Source organism: Duganella margarita, from assembly GCF_009857535.1.
GTDB lineage: Bacteria > Pseudomonadota > Gammaproteobacteria > Burkholderiales > Burkholderiaceae_D > Rugamonas > Rugamonas margarita.
Map to the genome: position 1 here is coordinate 17,373 of NZ_WWCS01000008.1, position 12,748 is coordinate 30,120.

General features: G+C 61.0%; 8 protein-coding genes. 4 read left to right on the forward strand and 4 right to left on the reverse strand.

Features of this window, described 5'->3' with window-relative positions; genetic code table 11:
- Window positions 1-18 precede the first annotated feature (18 nt).
- Entirely contained in the window at window positions 19-4,251 is a 4,233-nt protein-coding gene (rpoC, locus tag GTP55_RS13905; protein ID WP_161045528.1) for a DNA-directed RNA polymerase subunit beta', read from the forward strand.
- Window positions 4,252-4,360: 109 nt separating this feature from the next.
- Entirely contained in the window at window positions 4,361-4,975 is a 615-nt protein-coding gene (locus GTP55_RS13910; RefSeq protein ID WP_161045529.1) for a helix-turn-helix domain-containing protein, read from the forward strand.
- On the opposite strand, the gene GTP55_RS30205 is transcribed toward GTP55_RS13910, so the two are convergent.
- A complete protein-coding gene (locus GTP55_RS30205) occupies window positions 4,960-6,330 on the reverse strand; it encodes a sensor histidine kinase (protein ID WP_161045530.1) in 1,371 nt (456 codons plus the stop codon). The genes GTP55_RS13910 and GTP55_RS30205 overlap by 16 nt on opposite strands.
- A gap of 10 nt (window positions 6,331-6,340) precedes the next feature.
- Here GTP55_RS30205 and GTP55_RS13920 point away from each other — a divergent pair, with 10 nt between their 5' ends.
- Window positions 6,341-6,913 (forward strand): acyl-CoA thioesterase, encoded by a 573-nt coding sequence (locus GTP55_RS13920; RefSeq protein WP_371868348.1) that lies wholly within the window; start codon window positions 6,341-6,343, stop codon window positions 6,911-6,913.
- Window positions 6,914-6,955: 42 nt separating this feature from the next.
- Here GTP55_RS13920 and GTP55_RS13925 read toward each other — a convergent pair whose 3' ends face one another.
- From GTP55_RS13925 to GTP55_RS13935, 3 genes are all read right to left on the reverse strand, one after another.
- Window positions 6,956-8,776 carry a DUF885 domain-containing protein gene (locus GTP55_RS13925; RefSeq protein ID WP_371868349.1) on the reverse strand — a complete coding sequence of 607 codons (1,821 nt, stop codon included), beginning with the start codon at window positions 8,774-8,776 and terminating at the stop codon, window positions 6,956-6,958.
- A gap of 76 nt (window positions 8,777-8,852) precedes the next feature.
- Window positions 8,853-10,022, reverse strand: coding sequence for an HPP family protein (locus tag GTP55_RS13930; protein ID WP_161045531.1), 1,170 nt, complete (start codon window positions 10,020-10,022; stop codon window positions 8,853-8,855).
- A gap of 48 nt (window positions 10,023-10,070) precedes the next feature.
- The gene (locus GTP55_RS13935; protein WP_110846326.1) at window positions 10,071-10,547 is read right to left on the reverse strand and encodes an Lrp/AsnC family transcriptional regulator; all 477 of its coding nucleotides are present in this window, start codon (window positions 10,545-10,547) and stop codon (window positions 10,071-10,073) included.
- A gap of 99 nt (window positions 10,548-10,646) precedes the next feature.
- Here GTP55_RS13935 and GTP55_RS13940 point away from each other — a divergent pair, with 99 nt between their 5' ends.
- A complete protein-coding gene (locus GTP55_RS13940; RefSeq protein WP_161045532.1) occupies window positions 10,647-12,737 on the forward strand; it encodes an aminotransferase class V-fold PLP-dependent enzyme in 2,091 nt (696 codons plus the stop codon).
- Window positions 12,738-12,748: the final 11 nt, after the last annotated feature.

Sequence of the window (12,748 nt, forward strand, 5' to 3'; positions counted from 1 at the left end):
CACTACCTGGAGTGATACATGAAAGCACTGCTCGATCTATTCAAGCAAGTACAGACGAACGAGACTTTTGACGCGATCAAAATCGGTCTCGCCTCGCCTGAAAAAATCCGTTCGTGGTCCTACGGTGAAGTTAAAAAACCGGAAACCATCAACTACCGTACCTTCAAGCCTGAGCGCGATGGTCTGTTCTGCGCCAAGATCTTTGGCCCGATCAAAGACTACGAATGCCTGTGCGGCAAGTACAAACGCCTGAAACACCGCGGCGTCATCTGCGAAAAATGCGGCGTCGAAGTGACGCTGGCCAAAGTGCGCCGTGAGCGCATGGGCCACATCGAACTGGCCTCGCCAACCGCACACATCTGGTTCCTGAAATCGCTGCCGTCGCGTCTGGGCATGGTCCTGGACATGACGCTGCGCGATATCGAGCGCGTGCTGTACTTCGAAGCCTATGTCGTGACCGATCCAGGCATGACCCCGCTGAAGAAGTGCCAGATCATGTCGGAAGACGATTACGCCGCCAAGTACGAAGAGTACGGCGACGACTTCACCGCCTTCATGGGCGCCGAAGGTATCCGTGAACTGCTGCGTTCGATCGACATCCACCGCGATGCCGAGACCCTGCGCGTGGAACTGAAGGAATCGAAGTCCGAAGCGAAGATCAAGAAATACGCCAAGCGTCTGAAAGTGCTGGAAGCGTTCCAGCGTTCGGGCATCAAGCCTGAGTGGATGATCATGGAAGTGCTGCCGGTGCTGCCACCGGAACTGCGTCCGCTGGTGCCACTGGACGGCGGCCGTTTCGCGACCTCGGATCTGAACGATCTGTATCGCCGCGTGATCAACCGTAACAACCGTCTGAAACGCCTGATGGAGCTGCGCGCGCCAGAGATCATCACGCGCAACGAAAAGCGCATGCTGCAAGAAGCAGTCGATTCGCTGCTGGACAACGGCCGTCGCGGTAAAGCGATGACCGGCGCCAACAAGCGTCCGCTGAAATCGCTGGCTGAGATGATCAAGGGTAAGGGCGGCCGCTTCCGTCAGAACTTGCTGGGTAAACGCGTCGACTACTCGGGCCGTTCGGTCATCGTGGTGGGTCCACAGCTGAAACTGCACCAGTGCGGTCTGCCGAAACTGATGGCGCTGGAACTGTTCAAGCCGTTCATCTTCAACAAGCTGGAACTGATGGGCTTGGCTACCACGATCAAGGCCGCTAAAAAGCTGGTCGAGATCCAAGAGCCGGTCGTCTGGGACATCCTGGAAGACGTGATCCGCGAACACCCGATCATGCTGAACCGTGCACCAACCCTGCACCGTCTGGGCATCCAGGCTTTCGAGCCGGTCCTGATCGAAGGTAAAGCGATCCAGCTGCACCCACTGGTCTGCGCGGCATTCAACGCCGACTTCGACGGTGACCAGATGGCAGTTCACGTGCCGCTGTCGATCGAAGCGCAGATGGAAGCCCGTACGCTGATGCTGGCGTCGAACAACATCCTGTTCCCGTCGAACGGCGAACCGTCGATCGTGCCATCGCAGGATATCGTGCTGGGTCTGTACTACGCGACCCGCGAAGCGATCAATGCGAAAAACGAAGGCATGCTGTTCCCGGACGTGTCGGAAGTCATCCGTGCCTACGACAACAAGGAAGTGGAACTGACCACCCGTATCACGGTGCGTATCGTCGAGAATCCAAAAGATCTCGAAACGGGCGAGTTCGTCCGTACCGTTACCCGCTACGAGACCACGGTTGGCCGCGCCATCCTGTCGGAAATCCTGCCGAAAGGTCTGCCTTTCTCGGTGCTGAACCGCGCGCTGAAAAAGAAAGAAATTTCCAAGCTGATCAACACCTCGTTCCGTAAGTGCGGTCTGCGCGCGACGGTCGTGTTTGCTGACCAACTGATGCAGTCGGGCTTCCGCCTGGCAACCCGCGCCGGTATTTCGATCTGCGTCGACGACATGCTGGTACCGCCACAAAAAGTCACCCTGATTTCGGCGGCAGAGTCCGAAGTCAAACAGATCGAGCAGCAGTACGCTTCGGGTCTGGTGACCGCCGGCGAGCGTTACAACAAGGTAGTCGACATCTGGGGCAAAACCTCGGATGAAGTCGGCAAGGCCATGATGGACCAGCTGAAAGTGGAAGACGTCATCAAGCGTGACGGCACCAAGTCGACCCAGGAATCGTTCAACGCGATTTACATGATGGCCGACTCGGGCGCGCGTGGTTCGGCAGCGCAGATTCGCCAGCTGGCGGGTATGCGCGGTCTGATGGCGAAACCGGATGGTTCGATTATCGAAACGCCGATTACCGCGAACTTCCGCGAAGGTCTGAACGTGTTGCAGTACTTCATTTCGACCCACGGCGCTCGTAAAGGTCTGGCCGATACGGCACTGAAAACGGCAAACTCGGGTTACCTGACCCGTCGTCTGGTCGACGTGACCCAGGATCTGGTCGTCATCGAAGATGATTGCGGCACCAGCAACGGTACCGTGATGAAGGCGATGGTTGAGGGCGGTGAAGTCATCGAAGCCCTGCGCGATCGTATTCTGGGCCGCGTGGCCGGCACCGACATCGTCAATCCTGAAACCCAGGCGACGCTGTACCCAGCCAACACGCTGCTGGACGAAGATATGGTCGAAGAGATCGAGCGTCTGGGCATCGACGAAGTCAAAGTCCGCACCCCGCTGACCTGCGACACCCGTTTCGGCCTGTGCGCCATGTGCTACGGCCGCGACCTGGGCCGCGGCATGCTGGTCAACTCCGGCGAAGCAGTCGGTGTGGTGGCAGCGCAGTCGATTGGTGAGCCGGGTACCCAGCTGACCATGCGTACCTTCCACATTGGTGGTGCGGCATCGCGTGCGGCAGTGGCCTCGTCGGTCGAAGCCAAGTCGAACGGTGTGATTCGTTTCACCTCGACCATGCGTTACGTCACCAACGGCAAGGGCGCGCAAATCGTCATTTCCCGTTCGGGCGAAGTGCTGATCACCGACGACCACGGCCGTGAGCGTGAGCGTCACAAAGTGCCGTACGGCGCGACCCTGATCGTCAAGGATGGCATGGTCATCAAGGCCGGTACCGCACTGGCAACCTGGGATCCGCTGACCCGTCCGATCATTACCGAGTACGCCGGTACGGTGCGTTTCGAGAACGTCGAAGAAGGCGTGACCGTGGCCCGTCAGGTGGACGAAGTGACCGGTCTGGCAACGCTGGTGGTGATCGATGCGAAACGTCGTGGTTCGTTGACCAAAACGCTGCGTCCACAGGTCAAACTGCTGAACGAAGATGGCAACGAAGTGAAGATCGCCGGCACTGAACACGCGGTGGCGATCGGCTTCCAGGTTGGCGCGCTGATCATGGTGAAAGATGGCCAGGCAGTATCGGTGGGTGAAGTGCTGGCACGTATCCCGACCGAATCGCAGAAAACCCGTGACATTACCGGTGGTCTGCCGCGCGTTGCCGAACTGTTCGAAGCACGTTCGCCAAAAGACGCCGGCATGCTGGCGGAAGTCACCGGTACTGTGGCCTTCGGTAAGGAAACCAAAGGCAAGCAGCGTCTGGAAATTACCGACATGGACGGTAACAAGCACGAGTTCCTGATTACCAAGGATAAACAAGTGCTGGTCCACGACGGCCAGGTGGTGAATAAAGGCGAGATGATTGTCGACGGCCCGGCCGATCCACAAGACATTCTGCGTCTGCTGGGTATCGAAGCGCTGGCACGTTATATCGTTGACGAAGTGCAGGACGTTTATCGTCTGCAAGGCGTGAAGATTAATGACAAGCACATTGAAGTGATTGTGCGTCAGATGCTGCGTCGTGTTCAGATCGTCAATGCCGGCGACACCAACTATATCGTTGGCGAGCAAGTTGAGCGTTCGGAACTGCTGGACGAAAACGATCGCGTGAATGCAGAGAATAAGATCCCTGCCACTTACGAGAACGTTCTGCTGGGTATTACCAAGGCGTCGCTGTCGACCGATTCGTTTATCTCGGCCGCATCGTTCCAGGAAACCACCCGCGTGCTGACCGAAGCAGCGATCATGGGCAAACGCGATGGTCTGCGTGGCCTGAAAGAAAACGTGATCGTGGGTCGTCTGATTCCAGGCGGTACCGGTCTGGCCTTCCACCGCGCTCGCAAGGAAAAAGAAGCGTGGGAAGTCGAAGAGCGCCAGGCGCTGCTGGCTTCCGAGAAGGCAGCCATGTCCGGTGGCGATGTGGAAGCAATCGAAGCGGTTACGCCGCACAGCGACGAAGCGTAATCTTCTAAGCACCAAACAAGAACGGCACCTTCGGGTGCCGTTTTTTTTGCCCCAATTCCTGCGGGGTTTTAGCTGCCAGCGTTTAGTTCGTTCATGCTAAGATTTGGCTATGATTGCTCAAGCCCTCTTCACTCCCGCCCAGCAAAAACTGCTGGGCTTGCTGTTTGTACGTGTCAATCAAGGATTCCACTTGAATGAGATCATGCGCTTGACTGGCTTGGGCAGTGCGTCGGCGCAGCGCGAGTTGAAGCGGCTGCATGAATCGGGCGTGATCGTGTCGGAGCGGATCGGCAATGTGCGCCGCTTCAAGCCGAACCAGGACTGCATCGTCTTCGGTGAACTCAGTGGTCTGGTGAAGAAAACCTTTGGGCTGGTCAGCGTGCTGAACTCGGCGCTGGCGCCGCTGCAGCACGTGCTGAACGTGGCGTTTGTTTATGGCGCCACCGCCAAGGAGCAGGAGAATATGGATACGCCGGTGGAGTTATTGCTGATCGGCGATAACACCAGTTATGGCGAATTATTATCCCGCCTGCCGGTGGCCGAACGCTTATTGCGCCGCAAGATTAATCCCAATCTGTATTCCATTCCCGATTTTAAGCGCCGCCTGCGCGAACAGCAGCCGTTTATTCTGGATGTGTTAAGTGGCCAGAAGATTTATGTTTTGGGTGATGAAACGGATCTGGATAAACTCAGTGGCGAAGAAATCAGTCAGTTAGCCGGATAATTAATTCGCTGCGGAAACCATAATGAAAAGCGGGTATATCTTCCAGCCTGCGATTCACAGTGAATACTGCCGCCAAATGCAGTAATCACTTTCTGGCAAAACGCCAATCCTATTCCCGTGCCGCCGGTGCTGTAAAACGGCTCGAAGACATGCGGCAATACGTCGTCCGGAATACCCGAGCCGGTATCGGTGACCAGTAACTGCCGGTCCGCCAGCGTAATCTCCACTTCGCCGCGTCCAGCCACCTTGATGGCGTGCAGCGCATTCTTGAACAGGTTATACAGCACGTAGACCAGCAGCACGTCCGACCCGAAGAAGGTGAAGTCGTTACTGCCGCGCACGCTGACTTTCTCCCGCATCGCGCTTTCAAACGGATAACTGGCCAGTGCCTCGTCCACGCATTTCTTCACCGAGTGGTCGGCGAAGTCGGTGGGATTGAGGGTGCCGGCGCGCGCCGACGCCAGCATCATGTCGACGATGAAATTGGAGCGGCGGATCTCGGCCTCGATGTGCTGGTTTAGTTGATGTAAATATTGCAACTGTGCCGCCGGTAGCGTCGGCCGGATATGCCCGTGCTCGACCGCCACCTGGTAGCCGGCCAGCAGGTCCGGCAGGCACTTGGCCAGAATGCGCGACTGGTTGCGGATGGTCGCCAGCGGCGTGCGCATTTCGTGGGCAATGGTGGCCGCCACTTCCAGCGGATCGGCCAGCAGGTTGTGGCGCACCATGGCCTGGGCGATCAGGCCGAGGCTGGTAGCGACGAACAGCACGCCCGGCGGATAAAACGCCACGCCGTAGTTGCACAGATAGTCCACCGCCGCAAAGAAGTAAATCAGCAGGCTGACCAGGCAGTAGCGCAGCCGCGTCTTCTCGGTGGACACCGCCAGCCGCTGGCGCCGGTACAGCAGCCACAGTCCGCGGCCGACCACCAGCACGGTCTGGAGCAGGTGCAGCGGATGCAGCGGACCGGCCTTCGGATAGAAGCCAAAGAAATACGGATACAGCCCGGAAATCATCCAGTCACTGGTCAGCAGCAGCACGCCCAGCAGGCCCGCAACCCCGTACGACAGCGCCACCCAGCGCCGTTCGCCACGCTGGCTGGTCAGTTCCGCGATGAAGTGGTACAGCGTGGTCGGCAGGAACAGAATCAGCAGATAGCCCAGCTTGGCCAGGGAGAACGCTTCGTGCTCGTCATGCAGCTGGAACAGGATGGCCCAGGTCGACTGCCAGCAGAAAGTGGTCACGCACAGCAGGAAGAACGTCAGGCTGATGCGGCTCACGCCGCGCGAGTGCAGTACGTAGGCGCCATAGCACAGGAACAGGATGGAAACTACGGCAGGCAGAACGGAGTGCATAGCGCTGTCCATGATGAGTGAACCGAACGCCAAGTATTGCGCGGACCGCAGCGCCTCGCTTGATTATCACCACAGCCTTTGCGGCAGATCAAACTTCCGCCATGCCAACTCCCGCGTAGTGGGATTGCCCGGTTGCCGGGTAACCAACTATTTATTAAGGAGTGACATCATGTTGATGCAAGTTTCCGCCGAGACCTTTACCCACTCGCTGACGATTTATCTGAAAGACTCCAACGCCTATGGCAACACTTACTTTGCGCGCTACTTCGAGTGGCAGGGCATCTGCCGCGAGAAGTGGTTCTTCGAGTGTATATCGCGCGATATGTTGCAGAAAGAGGGCGTGTTTATCACCAAGCACGCGGAGCAGGACTATCTCCACGAGACTTTTCCGTTCCAGGAGATTTCTTGCGAATTAAATGCGTATGACGTCAAGAAGTGCTCATTTTGGCTGGAGTTCCGCTTTTATGCCGAGGGAAAACCGATCTCTGTGGGGCGCCAGCAGATTGTGTTCGCCAACCACGCCAAGCAGATCACGGCCTTGCCTGAGGCGATCATCGCCAGCATCAAGCGCTACGTGAAATAAGGCAGGAAGGGCGGGCCGGTGGCCCGCCTGTGCGTGACGAGTTTAATGTTGTTGAGTGGCAATCCAGTGGTTCACCTTGTCTTCCAGCAAAGCCAGCGGCAGCGTGCCGTCGCCCAGCACCACGGCGTGGAACTCAGGCAGGCTGAACTTGTCGCCGAGGGCGGCTTGCGCGCGCTGGCGCAGCTCCTGGATCTTCAGCGCACCGACCTTGTAGCCCAGCGCCTGGCCCGGCCACGCCATGTAGCGCTCGGTCTCGGTCTTGGCCACCACGTCATACCCCAGCGTGTCTTTCATGTACTGGATGCTTTGCTCGCGGGTCCAGCCCTGCGCATGCATGCCGGTATCCACCACCAGCCGCACGGCGCGCAGCATCTCGTCGTTCAGGTGGCCGAAGTATTGCGCCGGATCGTCGAACAGGCCCATTTCCTTGCCCAGCGTTTCCGCATACAGCGCCCAGCCTTCGGTGAAGGCGTTATTGCCGCCGTATTTGCGGAAGTTCGGCAGGTTCAGTTCCTGCATCAGCGCGATATGGAAGTGGTGGCCAGGCTTGCCTTCGTGCAGGAACAGCGTGGTCATGCCGGTGCTGCCGTACTTGGTCGGATCGTTGACCACTGACCAGAACACGCCCGGCCGCGAACCGTCGCCGGCTGGCGCGGTGTAGTGGTCGGAGGCGGTGGCGCGGCTCAGTTCCGGCTCCAGCCGCAGGTCCAGCTTGGCCTTCGGCTGCAAGGTGAACATCAGCGGCAGCTTGGTGTCCAGCACGTCGTTCAGCTTGTGATAGACGGCCTGTACTTCCTGCTCGGTCCTGAACGGGAAGAATTTCGGCTGCGCCGCCACCCACACCGGCAGGCCGGCGGCCGGACCGTCGTAGCCCAGCTTCGGACCCAGCACGGCAAACTGCGCCTGGATGCGCGCGACTTCTTTCAGGCCGATGGCATGGATTTCATCCGGTTTAAGCGTGGTTGTCGTCGCGTTGGCGACCCGCGCCTGATACCAGGCGGCGCCATCCGGCAGCGCGCCGAGGCCGGTCGAGGTGCGGCAGGCCGGCACGTATTCTTTTTCCAGGAAGGTGGACAGGCGCACCAGCGCCGGCATCACCTTGTCGTTGATGGTCTTGCGGTAGGCGGCGGTCAGGCGCTGCTTGTCGGCAGCGGAAAACGAAGTCGGCAGCTTGGTGATCGGCGTGTAATAAATACTGGCTTCCGGCGTGGCGCTGACCAGCTGCTGGAACTGCGGCAATGCCGAGATCATGATGGCCTTCGGCTGCGTCACGCCTTGCTTGATGCCTTCACGCATGTTGGCGATGGCCTGGTCGATCCACGCCGGCAGTTGCGATACGCGGCTCAGGTAGGCATCGTATTGCTTGACGGTGCCGATCGGCTGCGACGCTTCGCCGCCTGCGTAGTTGGCCAGCGTCACCGGCACGCTGTCCATCTGGTTCAGCGGCAGCAGGTGTTCGGGGAAGCGCTCCATGGCGATCAGGCCAGTCAGCTCGTATTGCAGGATGTCGTAGTTGATGCGGGCTTTCACATCCAGCTGGTAAGGCTTGATGGCTTGCAGGCGCTGCAGGAATTTGCGGTACAGCTTGAACTGCGCGGCGCGCCTGGCCGGCGCAATGCTCAAGCCCAGCTGGTTGTCAAAACGGTTATCGCCATTTTCGGTGGCGCCGATCGGCTCGAAGCGGGCGACCGCATCATAGTATTCGTCGGCAATCGCCAGCACCGCCTGGTTGGCCGAGGCGGCTACTTCCGCACTGACTTTGCCGGCCGGGGCGGCGGCATACACTGGACGCATCGGCGCGAAGGCAAGCGCGACGGCGGCGGCGAAAGGGGCGAGGGCGAACAGGGTACGGCGAGACATCATGATCGGAATCCTTGGGATGGACAAAGTTGGCCGATAGCATAAGCCATTGCCTCAACCGCAGGAAACTAATTTTGTATCAGGCCGCCGCTTCGGCGAAACGGCTCTCGTACAGCGCCGCCACCAGGTCCGATTGGGTGATGATGCCGACAAAGCGCTGCTCATGGTCGACGATCGGGATGTGGTGAAAGCCCGAGTCCGCCATCAGCGGCACCAGGTCGACGACCGGCGTGTCGACCCGCGCGGTGGTCGGGCGCTGGGTCATGATCTGGCCGACCACCTCGGCCTTTTCCGTGTGGGTGACGCCGCTTTTGCGCAGGAACCGGCGCAGTTGCTGGCGGATGCTGCCGTAGTCGTCCAGCCCGCCATGGTCGAGGAAATCAGTCTGGGTGACGATGCCGATCAGGCGCCGGGCGCGGTTCAGCACCGGCAGGCAAGTTACGCGGTGCGCGCGCATCTGCTGCCACGCATCGTCCAGCCCGGTGCCGAACTCGGCGCTGACGATGTCGCGCGACATGATGTCGGCGCAGCTGATGATGCCGAAGCGGCGCTGGTAGGCACGCTGCTCGGTTTGCATGAACAGCGATGCCAGGTCGTCACGGCTGATGTCCAGCACCTGGTTATGCTGTTGCAGCACCGCGTCCAGATCTTCCGGCTTGAAGCCCAGCCGCACGGTCGGCACCGCATCCACGGTGGCATGCGGATGGGCGTGCGCGTGCTGCACGTGCGGATAGCTGCGGCCGGTCAGGTTGTTATAGGTGACGGCCATCAGCACCAGCAGCACCGAATCGGCCAGCACTGTCATCAGCACGAATTCGTAGCCGGCCGCCTGCACCAGCGGGCCGCCGATCACCGTGGTCAGCGCCACCGCGCCGCCCGGCGGATGCAGGCAGCGCGTGACGAACATGGCGGCAATCGCGCCGCCGCAGGCCAGCCCGGCCAGCAAGGGCAGCGGCAGGCTGTCGCCGAACCAGTGCACGCAAGCCACGCCGACCAGGCCGCTGACGACGTTGCCGCCGATCACCGACCACGGTTGCGCCAGCGGGCTGGCCGGCAGCGCAAACAGCAGCACCGACGAGGCGCCGATCGGCGCGACCAGGAAGATGGCCGCATGGGTCGATTGCAGCAGCAGATGGCTGAGCAGGGCGGTCAGCAGGATGCCGCACAGGGCGCCGAAGGAGGCGCGCAGCTGTTCGCGGCGGTTGGCGGTCGGGGCGCTGGGCAGCCAGCTGTCAAAGAAGGCGCGCATGGACTTGAATCAAGTATTTAACATGAAGCATTATCTCATGAATGCACTTTATTGGTGCGAGACCAGCCCCAGCGGCAAAGAGGTGGTGATCTTGATTTGTTCCATCGAAAACGCCGACGACACGCCGGTCAGCTGTACCGACTTGATCAGCTTCTTGTAAAACCGGTCATAGCCGGCGATGTCGATCGTCACCACCTTGAGCAGATAATCGACGTCGCCGCTCATGCGGTGAAACTCCTGCACTTCCGGCAACGCCGCCACGGCGGCGGCAAAGCGGGCGAACCACTTTTCGTCGTGCTGGGTGGTGCGCACGCTGACGAACACCGTTACCGGCAAGCCGACCTTGTTGCGGTTGATGATGGCCACGCGATTTTCAATATAACCTTCCTCCTCCAGCCGGCGCAGCCGTTTCCAGCACGGCGTGGAGGACAAACCTATTTGTTCGCTGAGCTGGGCAACGGACAGCGTGCCGTCCCGTTGCAGCGCGTCGAGGATGGCGTAGTCAAAGCGGTCAAGTTGATTCATTCTATTTATCTGAGAAAGAGAGCACGGAATCTCTCCATCTTATGCCTGAGTGCAGCATTTTGGTACGTTTATTTCGGCATAACTGCGTAAGCTATATGAATGACTACTGAAATCTACCTCGACAGCAACGCCACCAGTGTTGTTCTGCCCGCCGCGCTTGCCGCCGCCACCGACGCCATGGGCCAGCGCTACGGCAATCCCAGCAGCACCCACGCGACCGGCCTGAAGGCCAAAGTCATCCTCGATGAAGCGCGGGCCTGCGCCGTGCGCCTGCTGGGCGTCGGCAACGGCCGCCTGATGTTCAACAGCGGCGCCACCGAGGGCATCCAGACCGCCGTGCTGTCGTCGCTGGTGGCGCTGCGCGAGCGCAAGGATGCCGGCGAAGCCATCGGCACCTTGCTGGTCTACGGCGCCACCGAGCACAAGGCCGTGCCGGAAAGCCTGGGCCACTGGAATCGCCTGCTGGGCCTGAACCTGACACTGCACAAGCTGCCGGTCGATCACCATGGCGCCCACAGCCTGAACGCACTGCGCGACATCGCCGGCCAGGCCGCGATGGTGTGCACCATGGCCGCCAACAATGAAACCGGTGTCATTTCCGACCTGGCCGGCATCGAGGCGGTGCTGCGGCAGACCGGCAGCAAGGCGTACTGGCTGGTCGATTGCGTCCAGGGGCTGGGCAAGCTCAAGCTGGATCTGTCGTCTACCCGCATCGATTACGCGCCGTTCTCCGGCCATAAACTGAATGCGCCGAAAGGCATCGGCATGTTGTACGTGCGCGCCGGCGCGCCGTTCACCGCGCTGATCCAGGGCGGCGGCCAGGAAGGCGGGCAGCGTTCGGGCACCGAGAACATGGCCGGCATCGCCGCGCTGGGCGCCGTGCTGGGCGCGCTGGAGCGGGGCGATACCTTCCGCAGCCAGGCCGAGCTGTGCAATTTCCGCGCGCGGCTGGCGGACAGCCTGCGCGCCGCCTTGCCGGGCGTGGTGTTCAACCATCCGTTCGACACGGCCCTGCCGACCACGCTGAACTTCTCCGTGCCCGGCCTGTCGAGCCGCGAGCTGATGGATGTGTTCGACGCCGCCGAGGTGCGCGTCAGCGCCGGCAGCGCCTGCTCCTCGTCCAAGGCCGCGCCAAGCTATGTGCTGGATGCGATGGGCTTTCCGCTGTGGCGCAGCGCCGGCGCCATCCGTATGTCGTTCGGCCCGCTGACCGATGAGGCCACCATCGCCGCCGCCTGTGCCCGCATCGAGCGTTGCGGCGCGGCGTTGCGCGCCAGCTGCCTGATCCCGTCCGACCGCACCGCCGTGCCGCACGACGGCTTGCTGCAACTGGGCGTGGAAGGCGCATGCAGCTGGATGGTGCTGGACGCCGCCAGCCGCAGCTGCATCGTCATCGACCCGTTGCCGGAACACACCGCGCGCATTGAAGCGTACGTGCGCTGCCAGAACTACCAGGTGCAAGCCGTGGTCAGCACGCTGCCGAATGCCGGCCGCGCCATGCTGGTCGAGGCGCTGGGCCGCCACTTCAACCGCGCGGCCGAGGCCGACGCCTATGGCTGGCCGCAAAACGCCGCAGTCATCGCGCTGGACAATGGCGCTGCCGCCACCGCCATCACGCTCGGTCCGCAAGTGCTGGCGTGCGTGCCCTGCGGCACGGGCAATGAACTGCGCGCTTATCTGCTGGGCTCGGCAAACGAGGCGCAGCTGCCGGCGGCTGCGGTGCGCTTCGCATTCAGCGCCCGTCCGGCGCAACAGGCTTTGCATGAGATCATCAGCGAGCGCACGCTGCTGTGTCCAACGCGGGATGAAGAGAATCAATTTTGCGCCAGCATGAATGCTGAGCCGTCGGCAATTATTGCTGCCGATGCGCAACTCGACAGCAGCGCGCTGGAGGCGTTCCTGGCCGCCCATCCGGATGCGTGCCTGGTGGATGTGCGTGAACCGTACGAATTTGCCGCGACCATCGCGCCGCTGCCGGCCGGCCGCCTGGCCTTGAGCGTGCCGCTGAGCCGTCTGGCCGAGTACGCCAGCGCCTGGCTGGGAGCGGAGCAGGCGCCGCTGGTGTTCTTCTGTCGCAGCGGCAACCGCAGCATGAAGGCGGCCTTGTGCTTGCGCCGGCTCGGACATCAGCACGCGTACAGCCTCAACGGCGGCCTGGCGTTGGCGACGCCTGTGCTGCTGGCAGCCTGAGTCAACTTTCC

Coding starts and splice junctions, on each gene's coding strand:
- rpoC (WP_161045528.1), top strand. CDS start 19: ATGAAAGCACTGCTCGATCTATTCAAGCAAGTACAGACGAACGAGACT.
- GTP55_RS13910 (WP_161045529.1), top strand. CDS start 4,361: ATGATTGCTCAAGCCCTCTTCACTCCCGCCCAGCAAAAACTGCTGGGC.
- GTP55_RS30205 (WP_161045530.1), bottom strand. CDS start 6,330: ATGCACTCCGTTCTGCCTGCCGTAGTTTCCATCCTGTTCCTGTGCTAT.
- GTP55_RS13920 (WP_371868348.1), top strand. CDS start 6,341: ATGATGAGTGAACCGAACGCCAAGTATTGCGCGGACCGCAGCGCCTCG.
- GTP55_RS13925 (WP_371868349.1), bottom strand. CDS start 8,776: ATGATGTCTCGCCGTACCCTGTTCGCCCTCGCCCCTTTCGCCGCCGCC.
- GTP55_RS13930 (WP_161045531.1), bottom strand. CDS start 10,022: ATGCGCGCCTTCTTTGACAGCTGGCTGCCCAGCGCCCCGACCGCCAAC.
- GTP55_RS13935 (WP_110846326.1), bottom strand. CDS start 10,547: ATGAATCAACTTGACCGCTTTGACTACGCCATCCTCGACGCGCTGCAA.
- GTP55_RS13940 (WP_161045532.1), top strand. CDS start 10,647: ATGACTACTGAAATCTACCTCGACAGCAACGCCACCAGTGTTGTTCTG.